We start from the raw sequence: 25,870 nt of genomic DNA, 5'->3' as shown, positions 1-25,870 counted from the left end.
TCTGACTTGCCTTTCCTTCTACGGGGGCCAACGATTTCCTGCCGCCATCTCTACTATCCGAGTGATGGCTTCTTCTTCCTTATTTTCTCCCAGGTCTATCCAGATCATCCCCTCTTCCCGCTTCATCCACGTGAACTGACGGCGGGCGAAATGGCGCGTGTTGCGGGCAAATAGCCGCCTGGCTTCTCCCAGGGTGGTCCGCCCGTACAGGTAATCGATCATCTCGCGGTATCCCAACGCCCGCATGCTGGGAAGCTGCGGGCTGTACCCGCGTTCCAGCAACCCGCGTACCTCCTCAACCAGACCGGCCCGCAGCATGTCCTCCACGCGCGCATCTATACGCCGGTACAGCACAGGGCGGGGACGGGTGAGGCCCACCACCAGCAGCCGGTAGGGACCGGGCCGGCGCCGGCTGGCGTGGGCCGAGATGGGGGTGCCCGTGAGCAGAAACACTTCCAGAGCCCGCACCACCCGGCGCAGGTCCCCCGGGTTAAGACGGCGCGCCGTCTCCGGGTCTACCCGGGCCAGCCATTCGTACAGGGCAGAGGCTCCCTCTGTCGCTGCCCGATCATACAGTCGCCTGCGCACGTCAGGGTCGTACGCCGGGGACGGGAAGTGATATCCTGCGGTAACCGCGCGGATATAGAGCATGGTGCCCCCGGCCAGGATGGGCAGGTGGCCCCGCCCGGCCACCTGCGGCACCAGCTCATCCACCGCGTTGCGGAAGTCGGCCACGCTCCAGCGTTGGTCAGGATCCAGGATATCCACCAGGTGATGGGCGACTTCGCGGCGTTCCTCCGGGCTGGGCTTGGCCGTACCGATATCCATGTAACGGTACACCTGGGCGGAATCCCCGGAAATGATCTCGCCGTCTAGGCGACGAGCCACCTCCAGGGCCACCGCAGACTTACCTACTGCGGTGGGGCCACATATCACCAGCAACAGGGGCAATTCGCTCATCGTCTTCCGAAGTGCCGTTCCAGGTCGGCACGGGTGACCTTCAATACCGTGGGCCGCCCGTGGGGACATACCCAGGGATTCTCACAGCAGGCCAGTTGGTCCACCAGGGCCTGGGCTTCCGCCTGGTCAAGAGGCATGGCCGCTTTCACCGCCGCCCGGCAAGCCGCGGTCGCCCGGCGCAGGTGTTCACGGGCCTCTCCCCGGACCGGTTCATCCAGTTCCTCCAGCAGCTCGCGCAGGCACGCTTCTTCGTGGCCGGTTGCCCACTCGGGGACTGCCCTCACGACTGCCGCATCGCCCTCCCATGGTTCCACCTCGAAACCGGCCCGGGATACCTCGTCCCGGAAAGCGCGCAACACCTCCCTTTCCCGGGAGCTGGTCTCGATCACCAGCGGGATCAGGAGCAACTGGCTCCGCTGGGGGAATTCCATGGCCTCGTAGAATACCCGCTCGTGGGCGGCATGTTGATCCACCACGTACAGACCCTCGGGTCCCTCCACCAGGAGATAGGTGCCCATGGCCTGCCCGATCACCCGCAGGCGGGAAAAATTGAGTTCCCACACCGGCCCCGGCTCCCCCAGTCTGGTCCTGCCGACCCGCACCCCGGCGTGCCGCGCCAGATCAAGGGTCACGGCTGCTTCCTGCTTGTTCTCTCCCACCTCGCCCCTGCTCTCCGTCGCCTGCCCCGGGCCCCCTTCCCATCCCCCGGTGGACGTGTCCGCGACCAGCGGGCGGGACATGTCGGAGGCACCCAGGGCTCGGGTCACCACCCGCACCAGCAGGGACTTCACCGCCTCTTCCCGGGCCAGGCGCACTTCCGCTTTGGTCGGGTGGACGTTAACGTCCACGTGTTGCGGGTCGACGGTCAGGAACAGGATGACGAAGGGATGGCGGCCCGGTGGCAACATGGGGCCGTACCCCGCCTCAACCGCCTGGACCAGCCCGGGGGCCCGCACCGCCCTCCCGTTGACGTACAGGGCCTGGGCCCAGCGCCGGGTGCGGAAGGTGGCAGAGCCACCCACGTACCCGGTCACAGATACTATCCCCGGCGGGTAGTCCTCTTCGGGGGGACATACCGGGGTCAGGGCACGGGCGGTGCCGGGGCCGTACAGTGCCACCAGCGTATCCAGCAGGCGACCGTCCCCCGGGGTGCTGAGCACCTGGCGCCCGTCCATCTCCAGGCGGAAGGCAATGTGGGGGTATCCGGCCGCCAGCCGCATCACCACGTCCACGCAGCGGAGACCTTCCCGGTGAGGATCCGAGAGGAATTTGCGCCGGGCGGGGAGCCCCGCCAGCACGTCCCGCACGGTTACCCTGGTGCCGGGGCGAGCTGCCGTTTCCTCCACATGCGCCACCCGGCCCCCCTCGACCACTACCCTGGTACCGGATGGGGCACCCGGCGGACAGGTCACCATCTCCACCCGGGCCACCGCGGCGATGCTGGGCAGTGCCTCCCCCCGGAACCCCAGGGTGGTCACCCGGCTCAGGTCGTCCGCACAACTCAGCTTGCTGGTACTGTGGCGGGCGAAAGCCAGGGGAGCGTCTTCGGGCGCCATCCCGCACCCGTCGTCGCTGACCTGGATGAGGTCGAATCCCCCGCGACGGCAGATCACCACGATGCGGCGGGCGCCGGCATCTATGCTGTTTTCCACCAGTTCCTTCACTACGGACGCTGGCCTCTCGATGACCTCTCCCGCCGCGATTTTTGCCACCGTGCCGGCATCCAGTTGCCGGATCACCCCACCGGCATCACTCCCCTTCGCAGGCCATCTCGCGTCGGGCCCGCTCGCTCAGTTCCTGCAACCTGGCAATGGCCTCCAGCGGCGTCATGTGCAGCACGTCAAGCTCCGCCAACTCCTGCAGCAGGGGGTTAGGACGGGGGTGAAAGAAGGTAAGCTGTTCAGGGGTCGCCTGTCGCTGTGTCACCGGGTTCCCATCGGGGCGAGCCGCGCTTGCCTCGAGTCCGGACAGGATGGTGCGGGCGCGCTCGATCACCGCCTCGGGCAACCCGGCCAGCTTGGCCACCTCCACGCCGTAGGAAGCGTCGGCACCACCCGGTACCACCCGGCGCAGGAACGCTATTTCCCGGCCCCGCCGCCGCACCGCCACCGAACAATTGGCCGCCGCAGGCAGCCGTTCCCCCAGGGCGATGAGTTCCCGATAGTGGGTGGCCAGCAAGGTGTGGCATCCCACCCGGTCGTGCAGGTACTCGGCCACCGCCCAGGCGATGCTCATGCCGTCGAAAGTACCGGTGCCGCGACCGATCTCGTCGAGCAGGACCAGACTGCGGGCGGTGGCATGGCGCAGGGCACGGGCCACCTCGCTCATCTCCACCATGAAGGTGCTCTGGCCGGAGGCAATGTCGTCGTAGGCCCCCACCCGCACGAACAGCCGGTCCACCACCCCCACCCTGGCCCGCCGCGCCGGCACAAAACTTCCCATCTGCGCCATGATGACGGCCAGGGCCACCTGGCGCATGTAGGTAGACTTTCCCGCCATGTTGGGGCCGGTGATGATCAGCAGGCGGCAGCCCGCGTCCAGGGCCACGCTGTTGGGCACGAATTCGCCTTCCTCCAGCATCCTCTCCAGTACCGGGTGCCGCCCATCCTCGATCCAGATGGCGTCCCCGTCGTCCACCTGGGGACGCACGTACCCGTAGCGCACGGCCACCTCGGCCAGCGAGGCCAGGGCGTCCAGATCGGCCAGGGCGGAGAATCCTCCGCCCAGCCTGTCTATCTCGTCCAACACCTTATCCCGCAATTGGCAGAACAGTTCGTACTCAAGTTCGACAAGCTTTTCCTGGGCCCCCAGGATGGTGCTCTCGAGTTCCTTCAGCCGGGTGGTGAAAAACCGCTCCGCCCCGCTCAGGGTTTGCTGCCGGGTCCAGTCAGGCGGCACGAGGGACAGGTTGGGCCGGGTCACTTCGAAGTAATATCCGAACACCTGGTTGTATCCGATCTTGAGTGACCTGATCCCCGTGCGCTCCCTCTCCTGCGACTCCAACTCTGCCAGCCAGGCGCGCCCGTCCCGGGCAGCCCGGCGCAGCCTGTCCACCTCCTCGGAAAACCCGTCGCGGATGATGCCTCCCTCGCGGGCGGATACAGGCAGGTCTTCCGCCAGGGCCCGGTTGAGGAGGTCGGCCAGGTCGCCCGGCAGGTCCAGGCGCTCCTGCAGGGATCGCAGGAGGGGAGAGGCGGCCCGGGCCACCACTTCCTTCACGCGGGGAAGAAGGTCCAGGGTCCGTCTGAGGTAACCAAGTTCCCGTGGCGTTACCGCGCCCGTGGCCACCCGGGCCAGCAGCCGCTCGCCATCGCAGGTGTGCCTGAGCAAGTCCCGCAGTTCTTCCCGCAACAGGGTGTCACCCACCAGTTCTTCCACCGCATCCAGCCGCTCCCCGATGAGGGCCGGGTCGAGCAGCGGCCGTTCCAGCCAGGAACGCAGGCGCCTTCCTCCCGCTGCGGTCACCGTCTGGTCGAGCACCCAGAAGAGGGTGCCCTCGGTCTTCCCGTCCGGCCAGCGGCGGAACAGTTCCAGGTTGCGACGGGCAGTGGGGTCAATGACCAGGTGGTCCCCCACCTGGTAGGTGACCAGTTCCCGCACGTGGGCGCAGGTCCCCTGGGTTTCCGTCAGATACTTCAGGACGGCTCCCGCCGCCCCGGTGGCAGCATCCAGACCCTCACAGCCGTACCCGCTCAGGGATGCCACCTGGAAGTGGGAAAGGAGCCGGCTGCGCGCCTCCCCGGGGTCGAAGTCCAGTTCGTCCCGGGGGGTGAGGATGCCCCCTGCCTCCCGCACCACCTTCCCTATGCCCGGGTCAGCCGCCAGGGCAGGCGGTACCAGGCACTCAGCCGGCGCCAAGCGGGCTACTTCTTCCAGGGCCAGCCGGGAGGCGTCCTGGCCCTCCCATTGGGTGACGCGAAACTCGCCGGTGGAGGCATCGGCGCTGGCCAGCCCCCAGCTCCGCCTGTGAGTGCACAGCGCCACCAGCCAGCGCTGCCCCTTTTCCTCCAGCAGGCGCCCTTCACTCACGGTGCCGGGGGTGACCGTGCGCACCACTTCCCGGCGCACCAGCCCGCGGGCCCTCCTGGCATCCTCCACCTGCTCGCAGATGGCTACCCGGTACCCCCGCTCCACCAGGCGGGATATATAACTGTCCGCGGCATGGCAGGGGATGCCAGCCATGGGGGCCCGGTTCCCCTTCCCCATCTCGCGGGAGGTCAGGGTGATGCCCAGTTCCCGGGCCATCACCTCCGCGTCCTGGTAAAATGCCTCGTAAAAGTCTCCCAGGCGAAAGAGCAGGATACTATCCCGGTGCCGATCCTTCAGGGCCCGGTATTGCCTCAGTACCGGCGTCACAGTATATCTCACCACCCACCGGCCGGCCGTGCAGCGTCCAGGTGAGGGCCCTTTCCACCCTTACCACCACCATCTTCCCCGCCCACTCGGGGGGCCCGGGGAAGACCGTCACCTTGCCCGTGCGGGTGCGCCCGGTGAGCTGTCGCGGGTCACGTTCCGAAACCCCCTCCACCAGAACCTCCACGTCCATGCCCAGCAGTTCCCGATTCTTTTCCAGGGAAATACTGTTCTGGATACGATTGAGTTCCTGGAGACGCCTTTTCTTCTCGGCCACCGGGAGCTGGCCGGGCATGGAGGCAGCCGGAGTTCCCCTCCGGGGCGAGAACATGAAGGTGAAGGCGGCATCGAAGCGAGCCTTCCGAACCAGGTCGAGGGTGTCGGCGAATTCCTCGTCGGTCTCGCTGGGAAAACCCACGATGATGTCGGTGGTAACACTACACCTGGGGACACGGGAGCGGATACGGTCAAGCAGGTCCAGGTACTGGTCCCGGGTGTACCCGCGATTCATCAGGCGCAGGATACGGTCCGATCCCGCCTGCACGGGCAGGTGAAAATGCTCGCACACCGTCCGACAGGTGGCGACGGCCTCGATCATGGCATCGGTGAAGTCGCGCGGATGCGAGGTGGTATAGCGCAGGCGGTCCAGGCCCCCTATCCCATCGAGCCGGCGCAGGAGGACAGCGAAGTCCACCCCGTCAGCCAAGTCACGCCCGTAATCGTTCACGTTCTGCCCCAGCAGGAAAACCTCCCGGTAGCCATTCCGAACGGCGTCTTCTGCTTCGGCCACCACCTCGTCCAGGGGTCGGCTGCGCTCGCGACCGCGCACGTAGGGCACGATACAGTAGCTGCAGTAGTTGTCGCACCCGTACATGATGGTGATCCAGGCCCGCACCCCAGGGGCACGCCGCACGGGCAGCGGCGGGGGCAACCGACCATCGTCCTGCCAGACCTCGGTCACCAGGGTCCCCGGCCTCACCAGGGTCAGGAGTTCAGGTAACCGATACAGGTTGTGGGTGCCAAACACCAGGTCCAGGTGAGGTGCCCGCCTGCGTACCTCGTCGGCCACGCCGGGTTGCTGGACCATGCACCCTCCCAGCGCCAGGACCACCCCGGGCCGCCGCTGCTTGAGCCGCGCCAGTTCCCCCACCCGGCCCCAGGCGCGGTCTTCCGCCGTCTTGCGGACACAGCAGGTCAGGATCACCACCATGTCCGCCTCATCCACGGACGGGGCCGGCTCGTATCCCAGGCCTTCCAGCATGCCGGCCACGTTTTCGGCGTCGTGCACGTTCATCTGACAGCCGTAAGCTTCCACGTAGTAACGACGCAGCGCCGGATCCCCCTCTTTCGGGCCACACCCTGTATCCTCACTCGCCCCCAAATGTACCAGAGCAAATGCGGCAGGGCAAGGTCGCCCGCCGCGACAGCGTACCGGGCGGGGGTGGCTCAGTCCCCTGCCGGCAGGACGCAGCATTACCTGGATGCGGAAGTGCGTAGCGCGACGGGCGCGTATGCTAGCGCCGGCCGAAGAGACGGGACCAGATGCTCCGGCGTTTGCGTTCGCGGCGGGTCCCCCGCGCCACCAGCTCGTACCGAAGTTGCTGCACCTCCTGCTGGGTGCGCAGGAGCGCCATGAGCAGGCGATCCCTGTCCTCTAGCCGCTTCTGCTCGCTGCGGGCCAGCTGTTCGGAGAGTCGCTCAATTTTCTCAATGAGGAGAAGGTCACGGGCAGTGGCACGATCCACGTAACGGACCAGCCGTCCCGACGCCCCCGCGCCCTGGTAGCCGGGAACCACTGCCAATCCCGCAGCTGCTTCCGCCAGCGCCTGCAGGCGGTCGCGGATCTCATCCCGGGACAACCCGGCGTTCCGGAGAGCGACAGCTTCTTTGAGCATACGGAAGGCCCAGTCCGTAAGCCGCCTCTTGCCTGACGGCACATCATCCTGATCCGGCCCGGCTACTCCCAAAATATCCCCGTACTCTGCCAGCAACCCCCGCAGGGTGTAAGGAGAAAGATTGAGGAGAGAACAGGCCTCGGCAAAGGTGTAGCTTGCCGCGCCCGGAGCCACCCGCGGCGTCGGCGGGGTAGCTTCCGCTGTGGGCGGCAAACCCACAGACGCTTCAGTTTCTACCCCAGGCGGCAACGAAGCCGCCGGGGTGTCCGCGCCACGCGGTATCTCGCCCCGTTCCCGACGATCGAGGAGTTCGGCCAACTTCTCCAGGTCTTCTTCCTCGTGCTCAAAACCCAAACCCCGTGCCCCTTTCGCACCAATTGGTTCTTTCTGTATGGAGCGATTTCCTGCTGCCGGCGGGGGCATGACATGAAGCGGCCATAATAGGCAGGGTCGGGCGCCTCCATAATAGGGCAGGAGGGCTGTCTCATGCTGCAACCCGGCGACCAGGAAATAGACGACCTCGGCTGGTTTGACTGGTGGGCGGCACTTTACTGCGACGAAAGCTTCGCCCCTGTCCGGCGTACGGAGGATGACGAACACCCGGCGGTCTGGGATGACGATTATCGTTACCTCAAACCACGTTTCCCGGGCAGCGGGCCACTCCTACTCTGACCCGGTGGAACCGGGCGGGAGCTGCCCCATGGCCCACACTCACCACCTGACCGGGCTGCCCCTTGCCACAATTGGGAGTCCCCCACATGTGCCAGTGGTCGTGATCGCCCACGGCATCGCAGTTGCGCCAGAATTCGGGGGTTATGCCCGTGTAGGTGGGATTCTTCAACAGGCGGGTCCGCGATCCATCCTTGATTTCCCAGGCCGCCTCGCAACCGAACTGGAAATTCAACCGACGGTCATCGATGGACCAGGATCGGTTGATTTCCATGTAGATACCCTGGGTGGTGTCGCGAATCATCTCGTCCAGGGTCCAGTCCCCCGGTTGCAGGTTTATGTTCGTCATACGGATGAGCGGGATGCGGTTCCAGCCGTCCGCCCGCATGGCCCCGTTGGACCTCTGTCCCAGGCGCGGGGCCGTTTCCCGGGACGTAAGGAAGCCGCTGAATACCCCCTGCACCACCAGGGGGACGCACTGGGCGGGAACGCCCTCATCGTCCCAGCCGAACGTGCCCAGCCCGCCCGGGATGGTGGCGTCCGCAGTGATGTTCACCTCTTCCGACCCGTAGCGGTAGCGACCCCGCAGGGAGGGCTCCAGAAAGCTGGTCCCGGCATAGGCGGCTTCGTGACCGAGCACCCGATCCAGTTCCACCGGGTGCCCGCACGACTCGTGCAGCTGCAGGGCCATCTGGCGCCCGTCCAGGATGACCGTGGTAACCCCCTCCGGGCAGGAGGGCGCATCCAGCAACTGGTTGGCCTCCCGGGCCACCCGTTCGGCGTGCTCGCGCAGTCGCATGCGCTCAACCGCTTCCCACCCGGCTGCCTCCCAGTGGCCGCGGTGGGCGTTGGGGTAACTACGGAACTGGACCTCGCCGCCCCGGCCGGCGGTCGCCTGGATGCCACCCCCTGTCGCCACCAGTTCCTGCTCCACCAACGTACCCTCGGTGGTGGCCAGCACCTTCTTCTCGCGCCGGGCACCCACCATCCCCTCGGTAACCCTGAGGGGACCGCCCACGGAACGCATGAGCCGGTCGGCATCGCGCAACAGGTTCAACTTTTCCGTGAGGGGCACGTCAAAAGGATCCTTCTTGACAGGCGTGGCGTAGAAACCGTGTTGCGGCTCCTGGGGAGCAAGCTGTACGGGCGGACCACCGGCACTGCGGCTAGCCCGGGCGGTGGCGACCGCCTCCCGCGCAGCCCGCTCCAGGTCCTCCCTGCTTCCCGAGGAGGTGGCCGCAAAACCCCAGCTCCCTTCCACCAGCACCCGGATACCGTACCCCTCGCTGCGGGAGCGGCTGATCCCCCGCAGGTGCCCGTTCCGCCACCTGACCTCTTCCTGCTCCCGCCGCACCCAGCGTACGTCGGCGTAGCTGCAACCGTGGGCGCGGCAGGCTGCCAGCGCTGCCTCAAGATGAGGACCTATCTCCGCCGTCATCCTGCCTTTCTTCACCGGATTCACCCCCACGGCGATCCGTCACCCCGGCGATATCCTCCACCACGCTCGCCGGCACCGTCACCTGCCCCAGCCTGACCGGGTAGCCGGATCCGGGGCCGTGGCAGTCCGAGCCTCCCGTCACCATCAACCCGAGTTCAAGGGCCAGGCGTTTGTACTTTTCTACCGTCTCCGGACTGTGCTCGGGGTAGTACGCTTCTATGCCCCCCAGGCCCTCGGCTACCAGTTCGGGGATGAACCTGTCGTCGGCGAGCAACCCCGGGTGAGCCAGAACCGCACAGCCGCCCGCCTCGCGTATCACCCTCACGGCCTCCGCGGGGCTCAGCCGCTCGCGGGCCACGTATCCCGGACGTCCCCGTTCCAGGTAACGGTGGAAGGCTTCCTCCACCGAGCGCACATACCCCGCCTCCACCAGCAAGCGGGCCACGTGCGGGCGACCGGGAACACCCCCCGCTGCCAGTTCCTCCAGGCGCCGGGCAGAAAGGGGCATCCCCAACTCGCTCATCCTGGCCACCATCCGCTCCATCCGCAGGCGTCGGCTGCCCCGCAGCCGGCCCAGGGTCTCCCGCAGGCCGGGGTGAGCAGTGTCCACGAAATAACCCAGCACGTGGACTTCTTCATCGTCGCGCTCTGCCCCCAGCTCCACCCCCGGCACCACGGTGATCCCCACCCGGGCCGCCTCCACCTGGGCCTCTGCGATCCCCGCCACCGTGTCGTGGTCGGTGATCCCCACTCCGCCCAGGCCACGCCGGGCCGCCTCCCTCACCACTTCCGCTGGCGTCCACGTCCCGTCGGAGGCGGTGGTGTGGACGTGCAGGTCAAACCTGCCCTTCACCGTCCGTCACCTGCTTGATCACGCGCAGGAAGTTGCCCCCCAGGATCTTGCGGATGTCTTCTTCCGAATAACCTCGTTCCAGCATGCCGCGGGTGAGCACGGGCAGGCGACTGGCATCCTCCAATCCCAGCGGCGTGGCCGGGATACCGTCGTAGTCCGACCCCAGACCCACGTGGTCGGGCCCCACCAGGGACACCACGTGGTCAATGTGACGCAACACGTCCTCCCAGGACGCCTGCCCGTCTTCCCTGAGGAACGCGGGAGCGAAGTTGATGCCCACCAGCCCCCCCGCCCGCGCCAGGGCCCGGATCTGGTCATCGCTGAGATTGCGCCGGTGGTCACACAGGGCCCGGCAGCAGGAATGAGACGCCACGAAGGGCCCCTGACACGTTTCCACCACGTGCCAGAACCCGGCTTCGGAGAGATGGGAGACGTCCACCAGCATCCCCAGCCTGTTCATTTCCTGAACAACCTGTACGCCGAATGTGGACAGCCCGCCCCCTGTGCGTTCCTCGCCCACTCCGTCTGCGATGAGATTCCGCTGGTTCCAGGTGAGAGTGATCAGCCGGACTCCCAGCCGGTAGAGGGTGCGCAGGTAGGCCAGGTCGTCGCCGATGCCCTCTCCCCCCTCGATGGCCAGGATGGCCCCCACTTGTCCCTGCCGGCCCGCCTCCTCGATGTCCGCAGAGCTCCGCACCAGGCGCAGGCCCGGGCAACCCTCCAGCTGCCGGTAGAAGAGGTCGACCAGCTGGAGGGCGCGTTGCAGGCCCCGGTCGGGCTTGAACTCGGGTTCGATGTAGCAGGCGAACACCTGCACATCCACGCCTCCCTCCCTCAGGCGGGGGAGATCCAGATGACCGTCCTGTCGCCGCTCCTCCAGGCTGGCGCGGCTCTGCCACAACCGAAGCACGGTGTCGCAGTGCCCGTCCACCACCACACAGTCGCGGTGCAACTCTTCGGGGTCCGTCGTCTCAATCACCCTTTCCGTCCCGGCCGTGTGGGACCAGCCCGTAGCCAGCCCACATCGCTCGGCAGTTAGTTTCCCCCCGCTCGCCCCGGAAGCGGTCGCGCAGCACCTCTTCCAGGAATGCGGGGGAAAACATAGCGGTCGCGGCCAGCGCGGCGCCCAGGGCAACCATGTTGATTACTCTCTCCCCGCCTGCCTGCCTGGCTGCGTCCCTCAGGGCCACCACCAGCTCGCGCCACAACCGCTCGCCTGAGGGGGCAGCTGCACCCCCGCCCGCAGCGACAGGGCAGGGGATGGCTGTGTCGCGGATGAGCAGGGTGGCGGGGCCGCAGAAGGGCAACAGGCGCCCGTACGCCCCTTCTGACAGGGCCACCACCAGGCCTGGCCGCCGCACCCGCGGATAGGCGATCTCTTCATTTGCCGGCACCACGATCACATCGGAACGGGTGAAGCCCCCGCGGGTGGCAATCCCGTATGAGGAAGTGTGGGCGGCGTTCAGACCAGCCCGCACCGCCGCCTCCCCCAGCAGGGCTCCCGCCAGCACCACCCCCTGGCCGCCTTCACCTCCGATGATGATTTCCCACCGTTGCCCCGGCCCGCACGGGCCGCTCGTCTGTGCCCTCTCGCTTGCCTCGCTGCCACCGCAACCGTTCATCGCTCAGTCACCTCGCCGGCCCTGGCACCCCGGGCAGCTTCCTGCACCTTCCGGTACCTCTCCTCGAAGGGAATGCCCGGGCGGTCCTGAAACACGCCTATGGCCACCTTCCCCTCCCGGTCCTCGGCCGGCAACTCCCAGTACTTCTCCAGGGGGACGGCCACCTTCCGCCAGTGCTCCATCATTTCCACTGGCCCTCCCAGGCGGTTGTACCGGCCGAAGTACACCGGGCAGGAAGACATCACCTCCACCATGGAAAACCCCTGGTGAGTGAGAGCGGTTTCCAGATAGCGGTCCAGGAGGTGAACGTGGTACACGGTGGCCCGCGCCACGTACATGGCCCCTGCCGCCGCGGCCACCCGGCAGAGGTCAAACCCCTCCTCGGCGTGGCCGAGGGGCGAGGTGGAAGTGGTGCTGCCGGCGGGCGTGGTGCCCGAGTACTGACCACCGGTCATGCCATAGTTCAGGTTGTTGGACACCACGGCGGTGATGGTGAGATTCCGCCGGCAGGCGTGCAGGAAGTGGTTGCCGCCGATGGTGGCGCAGTCCCCATCCCCCATGAGAGCCACCACGCGCAGGGAGGGGTTGACCGCCTTAATGCCGGTGGCGATGGCCAGGGCACGACCGTGGGTACCGTGTACGGCGTTCACGTTCAGGTAGTCGTCTGCCCGCCCGAAGCAGCCGATCCCGGTCACCACGACGGTCTGGGTTCGGTCTAGCCCCAGTCGGGCGAAGGCCCGCGCCACCGCGGAAAGCACGACCCCGTTGCCGCAACCCGGGCACCAGAAATGGGGCAGGTTGCGCGTAACCAGATAGGGACGGACCTCGGCTACGGGCATGGCGTCAGCACCCTCTCCAGGCCGGCCAGGACCTCCTCGGGCGTCAGCATCTCCCCATCGTACCGGTTGATGCCGGCCACATCGCGATGGAGAATGCGTTCCACTTCCAGGGCCAACTGGCCGTAACTCATCTCAGCGACCAGCACCTCGCGGGCGTCCGCCGCTGCCCGGGCCAGGGCCCGGGCCGGGAACGGCCACAGCACCAGGGGTACGAACAGACCCGCCGGCAGCCCGGCCGCCCTGGCTTCCTCCACGGCCGCCCGGGCCGCCCGCGCCGCCGCCCCGTACGCCACCACCAGGTAGCGTGCTCCCTCCGCATGGTAGGTCCGGTAGAGTTCGAGATCGGCCGCGTGGCGGGCGATCTTTTCGTGCAGGCGGGCGATCACGCGGGCGGCGTTTTCCGGCTGCGCGTTGGGGAACCCCGTCTCGTCGTGCATGGAACTGGAGACGTGGAACACGTAGCGGGAACCAAACCGGGCCAGGGGTGCCACCCCATCCGGCCCGCCCGCGTAGGGACGGTATTGTTCGGGGGGGCACGCCGGCTCCGGACGCCCAGCGCAGGCGGGCGGCGAGCCGGGCAGCACCACCCGCTCGCGGGCGTGGGCGATCACCTCGTCGCCAAGCAAGATCACGGGCTGGCGCAGCATATCGGCCAGCTCGAATGCCCGCATGGTCAGGTCGTAGCAGTCCTGCACCGTAGCCGGCGCCAGCACCACCGCCGGATGGTCACCGTGGGTCCCCCAGCGTGCCTGCATGAGGTCGGCCTGGGCCGGCCGCGTGGCCAGACCCGTGGAGGGCCCGCTGCGCTGGATGTCCACCACCACGCAGGGAACCTCCAGGGCGATGGCCAATCCCAGGTTCTCCTGCATGAGGGAAAAGCCGGGACCGCTCGTCGCTGTGAAAGCCCGCGCCCCGGCCAGGGACGCCCCCACCAGGGCCGCCATGCTGGCGATCTCATCTTCCATCTGCAGGTACACGCCCCCCACGGCGGGGAGGCGCCAGGAAGCCAGTTCGGCAATCTCCGAAGACGGTGTGATGGGGTAACCCGCATAGAAGCGGGCGCCGGCAGCCAGCGCCCCTTCCAGGATGGCCTCGTTACCCTGCCAGAACTCTACCCTCTCTGCCAGAGCCCAGCCCCCCTATCCCTCGTACGGCCACCCGGGCAGTTCGCACCGCAGCGGCTTGTCCTGCCGGTATCCCAGGGCATACTCCCCGATCATGATCTCCAGGATCTCGCGCGTCCCCTCGTATATCACCGCACCCTTGCTGTTGCGCAAAAAACGCTCCACCGGGTACTCGTTGGAATACCCGTAGGCGCCGTGAATCTGCACCGCATCGGACGCGGCATCGAACGACGCACACGTCGCATACCACTTGGCCAGCGCCGTCTCACGGGTGTTCCGCATGCCCTGGTTCTTCATCCACCCCGCCCGCCAGGTCAGAAGCCGAGCCGCCTCATAGTCACGCACCATGTGCGCGATCATCCGCTGCACGAGCTGGTGCTTGCCCAGGGGAACACCAAACGTCTTCCGCTCCTTCGCATACTTGCACGAGGCCTCGATACACGCCGCAATCAACCCCGTCGCCCCCGCCGCCACCGTGTAGCGCCCGTTGTCCAGGCACGACATGGCGATCTTGAACCCCTCGCCCTCCTGCCCCAGCAGGTTCTCTCTGGGCACAAACACGTCCTGGCACACGAAAGAGCCCGTGTTCCCGGACCGGATGCCCATCTTCCCATGGATGGGCTGCGACGAGAACCCGGGCATGTTGCGCTCCACGATGAAGGCAGAAATGCCCCGGTGGCCAACCTCGGGAGGCTCCGTCCGCGCAAAGAACAGGAACACGTCCGCCACGTCCGCCAGCGAAATCCAGGTCTTCTCCCCGTTCAGGATATACCCGTCCGCGGTCCGGGTGGCAGTGGCCTCCAGCGCAGCCGCATCCGTCCCCGCATTGGGCTCGGTGAGACCGAAGCCACCGATCAGCTCCCCCGTAGCCATGCGCGAGAGGTACTTCTGCCTCTGCGCCTCGTTACCCCACTGCAGGATGCCCAGGCCGCACAGACCCACGTGCACCGACATCACCACGCGCAGCGAGGTGTCAATGCGTTCCAGCTCTTCGCAGGCGATGGCCAGGCTGATGTAGTCCATGCCCCCGCCACCGTACTTCTCCGGGAAAACCAGCCCCAGGATGCCCAGCTCGCCCATCCGCTTGATGAGCCCGACGTCCCACTCGCCCTTTTCGTCCATCTCCTTGATGCGCGGTGCCGCCTCTTTCTCTGCAAACTGGCGCACCATGTCCCGCACCATCCGGTGCTCGTCGGTCAGCGCGAAATCCATCCCATACCCCTCCTTGTTCCCGGGTTCACCGGAGGGTATTTCTCCCTGAGGGACCCCGATACCTGCAAGAACAAAGCCCGCCTCGCGGCGGGCGAACCTGCGCTACCCCGGTGCCACCTCGGACTGTCCTCAACGGGGCTCCACGATGAACTTGATGGCCGTCCTTTCTTCGCCGTTGATGGTGACGTCGGTAAACGCGGGGATGCAGATCAGGTCGATTCCCCCCGGGGCCACAAACCCCCGGGCAATCGCCACCGCCTTAACCGCCTGGTTGATGGCACCCGCCCCGATGGCCTGTACCTCCGCCGACCCCTTCTCCCGGATCACTCCTGCCAGGGCTCCCGCCACTGCGTTAGGGCTGGATCGCGACGAGACTTTCAAGACCTCTGGCACGTCCCTTACCTCCCCGCATACCGTCTTGGGTTTGGCTCTGCGAGTTATCCTACCATATATGGCCTGTCTTGGCAATAGAAAAATTATTATGCCAATGCCCTATGCTACGGTCTATGCGAAATCCCCTTCTCCGCCGGAAGTTCCTTCCCGCCAGGAAATCCTCTGGATCGACCGGGCCTCCCCGGTGGTCTCGTCCACATCTATGCTGACGGCGTTGAACTGGCGCGGGCCCCTGGCCACATCGAACCGGCTGGGCAACTGATCCAGGAACCTCTGCACGATGATCTCCGTCCGCACGCCGATCACCGAGTGCCAGGGCCCGGTCATGCCCGCGTCGGTGATATAAGCCGTGCCCCTGGGCAGAACAACTTCGTCCGCCGTCTGCACGTGGGTATGGGTACCGATCACCGCACTTACCCTACCGTCCAGGAACCAGCCCATCGCCACCTTTTCCGACGTGGCCTCGGCGTGGAAATCCACCAAGATGACGGGGGTCTGGGCACGCAGGCGTTCTACCTCCCGGGCGAGGGCGCGAAAGGGACAATCGAGCAGGACGGGGGCAAATACCCTCCCCATGGCACACGCCACCGCCACGAGGATCCCCGACCTACTCTGCAGCACCAGCGACCCCCGGCCCGGAGGGTCTCCCGGCCAGTTGAGGGGCCGCAGAAGCCGCTCCTCCCTTTCTAGAAAGGGCATCACCTCTTTCTTGTCCCAGAGGTGATTGCCACTGGTGAGCACGTCCACGCCCATGGCGAAAAGTTCGGCCGCCACCTCGGGGGTAATGCCCAGCCCCCCGGCGGCGTTCTCCCCGTTTGCCACCACCAGGTCCAGCTTCCCCTCTTCCAGATAAGAAGGGAGAAGCTGGGCCAGCAGTTGTCGGCCCGGCTTCCCAACCACGTCCCCTACGAACAACACCCGCACCCGTATGTATACTCCCTTCCTCAAGGAGAAGGGGGGCCTTGCGGCCCCCCGCTCTCACTTGGCATAATCCACTGCCCGGGTTTCCCGGATCACGGTCACCTTGACCTGCCCGGGGTATTCCAGCTCGCTTTCGATCTTCTTGACGATGTCGCGGGCCAACCGGACGGCACCCAGGTCGTCGATCCTGTCAGGTTGCACGATGATGCGCACTTCCCGCCCGGCCTGGATGGCGTAGGCCTTCTCGACCCCTTCGAAGGAGTCCGCGATCTCCTCCAGTTTTTGCAGGCGCTTGACATAAGCCTCCAGCGTCTCGCGCCGGGCCCCGGGCCGGGCAGCAGAGATGGCATCGGCCGCTGCCACGAGCACTGCCTCCACCGTGCGAGGCTCCACGTCACCGTGATGGCATTCCACGGCGTGGATGACTTCCGCCGACTCCCGGTACTTGCGCAGGACGTTTACTCCGATGGCAGTGTGGGACCCCTCCACCTGGTGATCTATGGCCTTGCCTATATCGTGCAGGAGCCCGGCCCGCCTGGCCACCTGCACATCCACTCCCAGTTCGGCCGCCATCACGCCGGCCAGATGGGCCACCTCCAGCGAGTGGCGCAAAACGTTCTGGCCATACGAAGAACGGAACTTGAGCCGGCCCAGGAGCTTTATGAGTTCAGGATGGACCCCGTGCACCCCCAGTTCCAGGGCTGCCTGTTCGCCTTCTTCCCTGATGCGCGCCTCCACTTCCTTTTGGGCCTTCTCCACCATTTCCTCGATGCGAGCTGGGTGGATGCGCCCGTCTGCGACCAGCCGCTCCAGGGCTATGCGGGCCACCTCACGCCGGACGGGATCGAAGCCGGAAAGGATTACCGCTTCCGGGGTATCATCGATGATCAGGTCAATCCCGGTGAGGGTTTCCAGCGTCCTTATGTTGCGTCCTTCCCGTCCTATAATCCGCCCTTTCATCTCCTCGTTGGGCAACTCTACAACCGACACGGTGGTCTCCGCCACGTGGTCCGCCGCGCACCGCTGGATGGCCAGCGCTACGATCTGCCGGGCTCGTTTTTCCGCCTCATCCCTGGCCTCCTGCTCCACCTGCCGGATGAGCAGGGCAGCCTCGTGACGTACCTCTTCTTCCACGGTTTTAAGCAGGATCTGGCGGGCCTCCTCGCTGGAGATCCCGGAGATCCGCTCCAGTTCCTCACGCTGCCGGGCCTGCATGGCTGCCAGTTCTTCCCGGGCAATCGCCAGTTCCCTTTCTCGGGAAGCCAGGTTTTCCTCCCGCCGCTCCAGGTTGTCCAGCTTGCGATCGAGTTGTTCTTCCCTGGACATGAGACGGCGCTCGATGCGCTGCAGCTCTATCCTGCGCTCCCTGGTCTCCCGCTCGAACTCAGCCCGCAAACGGTGCACTTCTTCCTTGGCCTCCAGGAGGAGTTCTTTCTTTCTGGCCTCCCCCTGATCGACCGCCTCTTCGACGATGCGTTTAGCCTGGGCTTCCGCCGAACCTATCGCCGCCTCTGCTACCAGCCGACGGACGAAATATCCTGCCAGTAGGCCCACCAGCAGAGAAACCACCATCGCGAGGACGGTGTACCAGCCTATCACCGTCACCTCCCCTCTGGGCATATGCACAAAGGCCGGAAGGAAGCCTCCGGCCAGATTACCACATGCCTACCGATGCGTCCCTTTGCCCACACGCCGGATGCCGGATACTCTATCGATAAACAGCGGTAGTCTGCGCTCCCATCCGTAGGAATTCTAGCTATTTTCCTTTCCTATGTCAAGGATACGGCCAGCTCCCGCACTCGGGAAACGCCCTCCTTCATTTCCACCAGGTAGGCCTTGTCTCCCGTCTGGGCCAGGTGCTGGTTGTGAGTGACCATGATCACCTGGCGTCCAAAAGAAGAACTCGTCTCCTTGAGGAACGATGCCACCCGGGCAATGTACTCCTCGGAGACGTGCTTGGCCGGCTCGTCCAGCACCATCGGCCCCGCCAGGGGCGGCCGGGCCAGGAGCAGCAGCGCCGCTCGCAGGGCGAGAGAAACTACGTCAACCACTCCGCCCCCGCGGGCATCCTGCGGCCTGGTCTGCACCCGGTGGGTGCCGTAACTGGATACCACATAGAACTCGGCTTCCGACCTGCCCGCCCGTTCCTGGGTCACCACCTGAAATTCCAGGTGGGGGCCGAACACGTAGCGCAGGGCATCGGTAACCAGCATCTCCACCTGCTCGCGGGCATCCCGGCGGGCATGCTCGGCCACCGTGCGCAGCAGAGCCGCCACCTGGCCGTACAACTGCCTGTCCCTTTGTCTTTCCGCCAGGCTCTTCCGCAGGCGGGCCAGCTGCTCCTGCAGCTGCTCGCGCCTGCCCCGCCGTTGTTCCAGCACCTGGCGCGCCCGGGCCACCAGGCTTTGCACTTCCAGCTCCGTTGCCGTCACCACTTTGTCATCCCTACCTGCTCGGTCTTGGCTGCCCCGCCCTAGCCCGACCCGGTCAGGAGTTCCCGCGGGATGAGACTCCGGGCCTGTTCCAGGAGGTCCGCGATCTCCTTTTCCATCCGGGCCACCTCGTCATCCAGGCTCTCCGGGGACACCCCGAGTTCGGCCATCTCCGCCAGGATACGTTGCTTATCTTGCTCCAGGGCTTCCAGTTGGCCCTCGGCCTTCGCCCTCAATGTCCTGGCGTTTTGCAGTTGCTGTTTGAGCCTGGCCAGCTCGCCCTCCAGGTTCAAGCTACCTCCTCCCCTCTTCGAACATGTCCGCGAGAATGGTGGGAACCTGGGCCGGCGTGATTGGTGCGCCGCACGTGGGGCACTTCCCCAGACGGACCAGCAGCTGGCCGTAGCGAGCCCTGAGATCCTGTTCCTGGAGGCCAGCCTGATCCCGTTCCCGCGTAGCCTGGCCTATGCGCTCCCGGGCCCGTGCCAGGCGCAACTGCATGTCCCGCAGCTTCTGCCACCGGGCCGCCAGGTCCCCCGCCCACTCCAGGAGTTTTTCCGCCCGGGGAGTATCTGCCAACCGCGCCGCCACCCGCTCCCATTCTGCCCTGCGGGAGGTGGTCTCGCGCCAGCGGGCCGCCAGCTGGCGCAGCCGGGCGTACCGCTCCATGAGGACGTCGGCGTACCCCAGCGCTCTTTCTGCCCGGGGAAGGCCTTCCAGGCGTGCCACCACCCGGCCCAGTCTGGCCGCCTCTTCCCTGGCCCGCACCCACTTCTGCTTCAGCTCGAGCAGCCGTTGCACCCGCTGGCGCACCTCGTGCGCCTGCGCCAGCACCTGCTCAGCTCGCTGCAGGGCCTCTTCCTGGGCGGGCAGATCGGCAAACTCTGCCAGTTTCTCTTCCCACTCGGCGATGTCGCGGCTCAACTGGGCTTCGTCTCGGGCTGCCCGGCCCTCGTCATTCAGTACGTCGCGGATGGCGGCATCGATGATGTGGGCACCGATCACCTGGCTGATCGCCTTAGCCCGCAGGGTGCCCGATGCCTCCAGGAGAAAGGGGCCCTCGAGCTGGCCACCCATGTTCAAGAAGATCCCCGTATCGGCATCCAGCTGCAGGGCTGCCATACCGTGGGCCGCCAGAACCTGGGGCGGTACTCCCCAGCCCACCGCCTCGAAAACCTGCTCCTCGCCGTCCCTGTACAGGACGTAGCGGTTGGTACGGGGTCCCTTCTCCCGCACGATGCGGGTGCCGTCATCGAAGCTGACCGCGACCCGGCAGGTATCGGCCCCCACCCGCACGAAGTCGCTCCCCCGCGGCTCGTTATACAGGACCCAGCGGAGGGCCCTGATGATGGCGGTCTTACCCTGGTCCGAAGGCCCCACGATCACGTTCAGCCCGGGGCTGAAGGCGAGACGGGTGCGGGCGTGGCACTGGAAATTATCCAATTCGAGGCTGGTTATGTACTTCATTGTTCCCACCCGCCCCCGCCGGCCAGCCGTTCCCGGGCCATCCCGACGCGGCGCAGGGCCTCAACCTTCACCTCTTCGGGATACCCCTGTCCGCTGGCGATGGCCGCCACCATGTCCTCCACGTTGTACAGGTGACGTCCGTCCCAGGCCTCCCTCACCCGCTGGATGAAGTCGGCCAGTTGGGCTTCCCGGTAGGCCGCCGCTTCAATGAGCGAGCGATCCAGAACCTCGTCCCCGGGGGGTGCACTGCGCAGGGGTATGCCACGCACGGCGATGCCTCCCCCGTCCACCTCCACCAGCACCACCTGCGGGCGGCGGGCGACCTCGGGCAGGGTGGCCTCCAGCCGCACCATTGCTCCCGGGTTGACGAACAGGCGCCCCGGCACCGGCTCCAGGGGGAGGCGGGAATACCCCAGGTGGTAATGGCCCACCAGGGTGAGGTCGGCCTCGGTCTGCGGAGCCACCCGATCGATCAGTACGTAATCGAGCCCCGGCACCCATGGCTTCTCAAGCAGCATGCCATGGGCCATGTGGATAGCCACGTCGGCGCGGGCATCCTTCTTCACCACGTAATCCTCCCCGTCGCCGCTGTCGATGTCGTAGCGGAAGGGCGCACCCGTCAACTGCACTACGGGCCTGCCACCTCCGCCCAGCCACACCACCTCACCCCGCCCGATAAGCCTGATGCCCCCCAGGGCCTCCACCAGGCCGAGCAATGTGCGGGGCAGGCTCTCGGGGTTGTGCCCGTACACGTCGTGGTTTCCCACGATCCCGTAGATGGGCACCCGGCAGCGACGAAGCACCAGCACGAATTCGCGCACGACCCCGGGGGCCAGGTCGGGGCGATCGAACAGGTCCCCCAGGTGGAGGAGGGCATCCACCTGCAGGCTCTCGGTGAGCTCCACCACTTCCTCCAGCTTGGCCCGGCAGGTGGCGAAGAAATCGTCCCGGCGCCCCTGAGGAGATGTCCCCCTCAGGTGGGAGTCAGCAACCACCAGAAATCGCATCCTCAGCCTCCTCGCCCAGGACCTCCCTGGTCACTTGGCTCGCCAGTTCCCACTCGAAACCCCGCCTGAGCAGATGGGCCTGGAGGCGAGCCGGGTCGACGCGCTGCCGGTTACGCCGGAGCCAGGCCTGGGCCGCCCGCCGGGCCGCCAGCCTTTCCGGATCTACCTGCCCGCTGCCCGGCTCTTCCGCTTGCCCGCCCGGCTCCGCCGCAGCACCCGCCCCCCCGGCAGGCCCGGTCACCCCCACCGTCCCTGCGCTCCCGGCCAACTCGGCCAGGGCCTGACGGATGTGCTCGCGGCTCACTCCCCGGCGGGCGAGCCTGTCCGCCAGCGCCCTTTTACCCATGGGGCGATACACCAGGGCTTCCTGTATGTACGCGCGGGCGTAGGCCAGGTCGTCCAGCAGTCCCAGCTCACGCAGGCGCGTCACCACCTCTTCCTGCACTGACGCGTCGTAGCCGCGCCGGGTCAGGGCCATCCTGATCTGGTGTTCCGTCCGCGGACGCGCCAGAAGCCGCAGGGCACACTCCCGGGCAGCCTCTGGCCCGCCGGGTGCGCCCCGGCCCCCAGTGCCGCGGCTAGGCGTCGTCATCACTGGCTGCCGCCATCTTCACGGTCCCCAGACTGAGGGCTTCCCGCACCTTTCGCTCTATCTCCGCCGCCGTTTCCGGGTGCGAACGCAGGTAATCGCGGGCGTTTTCCCGGCCCTGCCCCAGGCGGACATCCCCGAAATTGTACCAGGTGCCCACCTTCTGCAACACGCCCACGTCCACACCCACGTCGAGTATGCCACCCTCCCGGGAAATACCCTGTCCGTAAATGATGTCGAAATCGGCCTGCCGGAAGGGAGGAGCCAGCTTGTTCTTGACCACCTTCACCCTGGTCCGGGACCCGATCACTTCCGTACCGTGCTTGATGGCCTCCTGCTTGCGTACCTCCAGGCGGATGGAAGCGTAAAACTTGAGGGCCCTGCCTCCGGGGGTAACCTCGGGGTTACCGAACATCACCCCCACTTTCTCCCGCAACTGGTTGATGAAGACCGCCACGCACCTGGTCTTGGATATAGCACCGGCCAGCTTGCGCAGGGCCTGGGACATCAACCGGGCCTGCAGTCCCACGTGGGAGTCGCCCATCTCGCCTTCCAGTTCTGCCCGCGGCACCAGGGCCGCCACCGAGTCCACCACCACCACGTCCACGGCCCCGCTGCGGACGAGAGCCTCGGCGATCTCGAGGGCCTGCTCCCCTGTATCCGGTTGAGAAATGAGGAGGTTGTCGACGTCTACCCCCACCCGGCGCGCGTACACCGGGTCGAGCGCGTGCTCGGCATCGATGAATGCCGCCACTCCTCCCATCTTCTGGGCCTCGGCGATGATGTGGAGGGCCACTGTGGTCTTACCCGACGCCTCCGGGCCGTAAATCTCCACCACCCGCCCCCGCGGTATCCCGCCGATCCCCAGGGCCAGGTCCAGGGCCAGGGAACCCGTGGGGATCACGTCCACCTGCATGCGGGCCGTCGCCTCTCCCAAACGCATGATAGACCCTTTCCCGAACTGCCTTTCGATCTGGGAAAGGGCCATCTCCAGAGCCTTGTCTTTATCCATGCGGTCCCCTCCTTCCTGGTCGGGAGCCGCTTCCTCTGCTGAGTATATCATCCTGTCCGTGAGGGGGACAAGCACCCGGGGCAGCCCGCCGACCCGCCATCTCCTCCCCACAGGCAGCGCCCCTTGGCCCAGCAAGCACTACCCGAGCGGAAAATGGGCAAGCGGGGTGTAAACCGGGCCGCCACGACCCAACACGCTCTGGAAAAGCACGATCTCGTTCACCGCAACGTCCCGGGTGGCGAAGCTGGCCTGCTCCAGCATCCTCACCAGGTCGTCCAGGCGATGGGGCGAACGCACGCGGCCCACGGTAAGGTGGGGCGAGAACGGTCTGTTCTCCCGGGGAAATCCCAGGTGGGCGAGTTCCGCATCCACCCTGCCGGCCAGGTGCCCCAGTTCCGCTGCTCCCCGGCCCACGCCCACCCAGATCACCTTGGGGCGACGGCGGGAGGGAAACGCCCCCGTCCCCGTTGCCTGAAAATCAAAGGGGGCCACGCCCCGCGCCGCCCGGCCCAACGCCTCCCCCAGATGGGGGAGCCGGGAAGCGTCCACTTCCCCCAGGAATTTAAGGGTGAGGTGGAAGTTCTCTTCCTCCACCCACTTGACGTCCGCCCGGGAACTGCCCAGGTACCGCACCAGTTCACCCAGGGCCTGCCGCACGGAGGCAGGCAGTTCCACAGCCACGAAAAGCCTCAACCCTATTCCCCCCCGGGACTGCCGGTGACCAGGTAACGGTACAGGGTGGTGAGGGCAACCTGACAGGCACGCTGCCGCACTTCCTCCCGGTCCCCCCGGAGGAAATCCGACCACGTGAACACGCCTTCCGGCCCGGCCAGGGCAAAGCACACCGTTCCCACCGGCTTACCAGGCTTGCCCCCTCCCGGTCCCGCCACTCCCGAGACGGCCAGGGCCAGATCGGCCCCCAGCCTGGCCCGCACACCCTGCGCCATGGCCCCCGCCACCTGCTCCGACACCGCCCCCAGCTGCTGGATGAGGCGAGCGGGGACGCCCAGCTCGGATTCCTTCACCTCATTGGCGTAGGAGATAATCCCTCCCAGGAAATAGCGGGAGGATCCGGGCACGGAGGTGATCCTGGCGCCCAGCATGCCACCCGTGCAGCTCTCCGCCACCGCCAGGGTAAGGCCCCGCGCCGCCAGCTTCTCCCCCACTGCCTGGGCCAGAGTTTCCCGGTCCGCCCCGAACACCCGCCACCCCAGCCGTCGCCGGATTTCGTCTTCCACGGGGGCGATGAGGGCCCGGGCCTGCTCGGGACCCGACGCTTTCGCCGTAACCCGCAGGTGAACCTCTCCCGGTTTGGCGTACGGTGCCACGGTGGGATTGTCCCAAGCGAACAGGTCCTGTACCAGGTGCGCCACCTGTGCTTCCCCCATGGCGCACACCTTGAGGGTGCGGCTCAGGATGACCTGCCCTCCCGCCCCCCGTTCCCGCAGGATGGGCTCGGCATACCGGTCCCAGATAGCAGAGAGCTCTCCCGGCGGCCCGGGCAGGAGCACCACCACTTTCCCTGCCTCCTCCAGGAACAAGCCCGGGGCCGTGCCCACCGGATTGGGGAGTATCCTGGCCCCGCGGGGAACCAGGGCCTGCTTGCGGGCGTTCGGGGTGAGAGGTCTCCCCCGCCGGCGGAAGAAACCCTCGATTTCCGCCATGACCTCCGGGTCGAACTCCAGGGGCCGGCCGAGGACCTGCGCCATCACTTCTTTGCTCAGGTCATCCTCGGTGGGACCCAGCCCGCCGGTCACCACCACCAGGTTGGCACGCTCCAGCGCCTTCCGGAACACTTCCGCCATGCGCCCGGGATTGTCACCCACCGCCACCTGGTGATACACGTCCACGCCCAGGGCGGCCAGACGCTGGCTCAGGAACTGGGCGTTGGTGTTTACGATATCCCCCAGGAGGATTTCCGTCCCCACGGCCACTATTTCCCCGATCAAGCCGGCCTCTTCACCTCGGCTGGAGAATTCTGTCCGGGGGGCCGGATTCCTGCTCCGCGAAGGGGCACGGGCCGGACCAAGCGAACCTTCCGCACCGCCGGCCCGGGCTGCCCGGCGCTCCCGAATCCGAGGATGGCGCGGATCTCCTCACCGGAGAGAGTTTCCGAATCGAGCACCCGTTCCGCCAGGCGGCGAATGGCCTCGGTCCTGGGGCCGAGCAGTTCCTGCGCCCGCTGCCTCTGGCGGGACATGATATCGGACATGGCCCGCTGCACGGCGTCGCCCGACACCAGGTCGGGATCCACTGCTCCCAGGACGGAGAGACCGGCATACACCATGCGCCGGGCCGCCTGGCACGCCGCATCGTAGTCGTTTGCCGCCCCGGTACTGGGTTCGCCCAGGACCAGTTCCTCTGCCACGGCCCCGGCCACCAGCACACAGATCTGCTCCTCCAATTCGCTGCGCGAGTAAAGGTAAAAGTCGTCCTGGGGAGCCTGCCGCACGTACCCGAGCGCACTCCCCCGCGGTGAGATGGTGAGAGAAGATATCGACCCGGGAGTGAGCAATTCACTCACCAGGGCATGACCGGCCTCGTGCACCGCCACCCGGAACAGTTCCTTGTGGCGGGGCTTGCGGTCCACTTTCTCCCCCATCATCACCTTGTCGATGGCTTCCCGCAGGTGCCTCTGCTCGACTTGTTGGGATCCCTCGCGCATGGCCAGGATAGCAGCCTCATTGGCAAGGCTCTCCAGGTGGGCACCGGAAAATCCCATGGTCTCCCGGGCGATAACCTCCAGGTTGACGTCGGGAGCCAGGGGCTTGTCCCGCGTGTGCACCTTCAGGATTTGCAGGCGACCGTCCCGGTCGGGCAGATCCACCCGCACCACCCGGTCGAAACGCCCCGGGCGCAGCAGGGCCGGATCCAGCAGGTCAGGCCGGTTGGTCGCACCTATCAGCAGGATGCGTATCTCGTCGTCGACGGAGAGACCGTCCATCTCCACGAGCAACTGATTAAGGGTCTGGTCATATTCCAGATGGGCGGAATACCGGCCCCGCTTACCCCCCAAAACTTCCAATTCGTCGATGAACACTACGGCACTCTTCTTGCCTGCCCGGCGGGCCTGTTCCCGGGCAC

At 66.6% G+C, this 25,870-nt stretch carries 24 protein-coding genes; all 24 read right to left on the bottom strand.

Features of this window, described 5'->3' with window-relative positions; genetic code table 11:
• Positions 1-18 precede the first annotated feature (18 nt).
• Entirely contained in the window at positions 19-960 is a 942-nt protein-coding gene (gene miaA / locus AB1446_06955; protein ID MEW6546637.1) for a tRNA (adenosine(37)-N6)-dimethylallyltransferase MiaA, read from the bottom strand.
• Positions 957-2,699 (bottom strand): DNA mismatch repair endonuclease MutL, encoded by a 1,743-nt coding sequence (gene mutL, locus AB1446_06950; protein MEW6546636.1) that lies wholly within the window; start codon positions 2,697-2,699, stop codon positions 957-959. The genes miaA and mutL overlap by 4 nt, the downstream gene beginning before the upstream one ends.
• Before the next feature lie 10 nt (positions 2,700-2,709).
• Positions 2,710-5,316 carry a DNA mismatch repair protein MutS gene (mutS, locus tag AB1446_06945; GenBank protein ID MEW6546635.1) on the bottom strand — a complete coding sequence of 869 codons (2,607 nt, stop codon included), beginning with the start codon at positions 5,314-5,316 and terminating at the stop codon, positions 2,710-2,712.
• Positions 5,264-6,628, bottom strand: a complete 1,365-nt coding sequence (miaB, locus tag AB1446_06940) for a tRNA (N6-isopentenyl adenosine(37)-C2)-methylthiotransferase MiaB (GenBank protein MEW6546634.1) — start codon at positions 6,626-6,628, stop codon at positions 5,264-5,266. Before miaB ends, mutS begins: the two co-directional genes overlap by 53 nt.
• Positions 6,629-6,827: 199 nt before the next feature.
• On the bottom strand, positions 6,828-7,562 hold the full coding sequence (locus AB1446_06935) for a hypothetical protein (GenBank protein MEW6546633.1): 735 nt from the start codon (positions 7,560-7,562) through the stop codon (positions 6,828-6,830).
• 277 nt (positions 7,563-7,839) lie between these two features.
• Entirely contained in the window at positions 7,840-9,330 is a 1,491-nt protein-coding gene (locus AB1446_06930) for a TldD/PmbA family protein (GenBank protein MEW6546632.1), read from the bottom strand.
• Positions 9,287-10,168 carry a PHP domain-containing protein gene (locus AB1446_06925; GenBank protein MEW6546631.1) on the bottom strand — a complete coding sequence of 294 codons (882 nt, stop codon included), beginning with the start codon at positions 10,166-10,168 and terminating at the stop codon, positions 9,287-9,289. The genes AB1446_06930 and AB1446_06925 overlap by 44 nt, the downstream gene beginning before the upstream one ends.
• Complete coding sequence (locus AB1446_06920; GenBank protein ID MEW6546630.1) at positions 10,152-11,147, bottom strand: dipeptidase; 996 nt, start codon at positions 11,145-11,147, stop codon at positions 10,152-10,154. Before AB1446_06920 ends, AB1446_06925 begins: the two co-directional genes overlap by 17 nt.
• Positions 11,140-11,790 (bottom strand): 2-oxoacid:acceptor oxidoreductase family protein, encoded by a 651-nt coding sequence (locus tag AB1446_06915; GenBank protein ID MEW6546629.1) that lies wholly within the window; start codon positions 11,788-11,790, stop codon positions 11,140-11,142. Before AB1446_06915 ends, AB1446_06920 begins: the two co-directional genes overlap by 8 nt.
• A complete protein-coding gene (locus tag AB1446_06910) occupies positions 11,787-12,629 on the bottom strand; it encodes a thiamine pyrophosphate-dependent enzyme (GenBank protein ID MEW6546628.1) in 843 nt (280 codons plus the stop codon). Before AB1446_06910 ends, AB1446_06915 begins: the two co-directional genes overlap by 4 nt.
• Positions 12,620-13,756, bottom strand: coding sequence for a 2-oxoacid:acceptor oxidoreductase subunit alpha (locus AB1446_06905; GenBank protein ID MEW6546627.1), 1,137 nt, complete (start codon positions 13,754-13,756; stop codon positions 12,620-12,622). The genes AB1446_06910 and AB1446_06905 overlap by 10 nt, the downstream gene beginning before the upstream one ends.
• 12 nt (positions 13,757-13,768) lie before the next feature.
• Positions 13,769-14,965: an acyl-CoA dehydrogenase family protein gene (locus AB1446_06900; GenBank protein ID MEW6546626.1), complete on the bottom strand. Its 1,197-nt coding sequence runs from the start codon at positions 14,963-14,965 to the stop codon at positions 13,769-13,771.
• 129 nt (positions 14,966-15,094) lie between these two features.
• Positions 15,095-15,358: a stage V sporulation protein S gene (locus AB1446_06895; protein MEW6546625.1), complete on the bottom strand. Its 264-nt coding sequence runs from the start codon at positions 15,356-15,358 to the stop codon at positions 15,095-15,097.
• Positions 15,359-15,469: 111 nt separating this feature from the next.
• On the bottom strand, positions 15,470-16,288 hold the full coding sequence (locus AB1446_06890) for a TIGR00282 family metallophosphoesterase (GenBank protein ID MEW6546624.1): 819 nt from the start codon (positions 16,286-16,288) through the stop codon (positions 15,470-15,472).
• Positions 16,289-16,336: 48 nt separating this feature from the next.
• The gene (gene rny / locus AB1446_06885; GenBank protein MEW6546623.1) at positions 16,337-17,899 is read right to left on the bottom strand and encodes a ribonuclease Y; all 1,563 of its coding nucleotides are present in this window, start codon (positions 17,897-17,899) and stop codon (positions 16,337-16,339) included.
• Between the two features lie 149 nt (positions 17,900-18,048).
• Positions 18,049-18,711 carry an ATP-binding protein gene (locus AB1446_06880; GenBank protein ID MEW6546622.1) on the bottom strand — a complete coding sequence of 221 codons (663 nt, stop codon included), beginning with the start codon at positions 18,709-18,711 and terminating at the stop codon, positions 18,049-18,051.
• A gap of 41 nt (positions 18,712-18,752) precedes the next feature.
• The gene (locus AB1446_06875; GenBank protein ID MEW6546621.1) at positions 18,753-19,004 is read right to left on the bottom strand and encodes a hypothetical protein; all 252 of its coding nucleotides are present in this window, start codon (positions 19,002-19,004) and stop codon (positions 18,753-18,755) included.
• Between the two features lies 1 nt (position 19,005).
• Complete coding sequence (locus AB1446_06870; protein MEW6546620.1) at positions 19,006-20,178, bottom strand: AAA family ATPase; 1,173 nt, start codon at positions 20,176-20,178, stop codon at positions 19,006-19,008.
• A complete protein-coding gene (locus AB1446_06865; GenBank protein MEW6546619.1) occupies positions 20,175-21,185 on the bottom strand; it encodes a metallophosphoesterase in 1,011 nt (336 codons plus the stop codon). Before AB1446_06865 ends, AB1446_06870 begins: the two co-directional genes overlap by 4 nt.
• Positions 21,163-21,777, bottom strand: a complete 615-nt coding sequence (locus AB1446_06860; GenBank protein ID MEW6546618.1) for a regulatory protein RecX — start codon at positions 21,775-21,777, stop codon at positions 21,163-21,165. Before AB1446_06860 ends, AB1446_06865 begins: the two co-directional genes overlap by 23 nt.
• The gene (gene recA / locus AB1446_06855; GenBank protein ID MEW6546617.1) at positions 21,764-22,786 is read right to left on the bottom strand and encodes a recombinase RecA; all 1,023 of its coding nucleotides are present in this window, start codon (positions 22,784-22,786) and stop codon (positions 21,764-21,766) included. The genes AB1446_06860 and recA overlap by 14 nt, the downstream gene beginning before the upstream one ends.
• A gap of 138 nt (positions 22,787-22,924) precedes the next feature.
• Positions 22,925-23,479, bottom strand: a complete 555-nt coding sequence (gene thpR, locus AB1446_06850) for an RNA 2',3'-cyclic phosphodiesterase (GenBank protein ID MEW6546616.1) — start codon at positions 23,477-23,479, stop codon at positions 22,925-22,927.
• 2 nt (positions 23,480-23,481) lie between these two features.
• Entirely contained in the window at positions 23,482-24,735 is a 1,254-nt protein-coding gene (locus tag AB1446_06845) for a competence/damage-inducible protein A (protein ID MEW6546615.1), read from the bottom strand.
• The coding region (locus AB1446_06840; protein ID MEW6546614.1) for an AAA family ATPase at positions 24,732-25,870 on the bottom strand (1,139 nt) is incomplete at its 5' end. The genes AB1446_06840 and AB1446_06845, both read right to left, overlap by 4 nt.

Source organism: Bacillota bacterium, assembly GCA_040757085.1.
Lineage (GTDB): Bacteria > Bacillota > Sulfobacillia > JACIYH01 > JACIYH01 > JACIYH01.
This window is presented reverse-complemented; position numbering and strand designations above follow the sequence as displayed.

Bases quoted from the DNA above. Each gene is read 5' to 3' on its own strand.
- rny (MEW6546623.1), bottom strand. From the start codon at position 17,899: ATGCCCAGAGGGGAGGTGACGGTGATAGGCTGGTACACCGTCCTCGCG.
- AB1446_06860 (MEW6546618.1), bottom strand. From the start codon at position 21,777: ATGACGACGCCTAGCCGCGGCACTGGGGGCCGGGGCGCACCCGGCGGG.
- miaA (MEW6546637.1), bottom strand. From the start codon at position 960: ATGAGCGAATTGCCCCTGTTGCTGGTGATATGTGGCCCCACCGCAGTA.
- AB1446_06915 (MEW6546629.1), bottom strand. From the start codon at position 11,790: ATGAACGGTTGCGGTGGCAGCGAGGCAAGCGAGAGGGCACAGACGAGC.
- AB1446_06870 (MEW6546620.1), bottom strand. From the start codon at position 20,178: ATGAAGTACATAACCAGCCTCGAATTGGATAATTTCCAGTGCCACGCC.
- recA (MEW6546617.1), bottom strand. From the start codon at position 22,786: ATGGATAAAGACAAGGCTCTGGAGATGGCCCTTTCCCAGATCGAAAGG.
- AB1446_06900 (MEW6546626.1), bottom strand. From the start codon at position 14,965: ATGGATTTCGCGCTGACCGACGAGCACCGGATGGTGCGGGACATGGTG.
- AB1446_06865 (MEW6546619.1), bottom strand. From the start codon at position 21,185: ATGCGATTTCTGGTGGTTGCTGACTCCCACCTGAGGGGGACATCTCCT.
- AB1446_06910 (MEW6546628.1), bottom strand. From the start codon at position 12,629: ATGCCCGTAGCCGAGGTCCGTCCCTATCTGGTTACGCGCAACCTGCCC.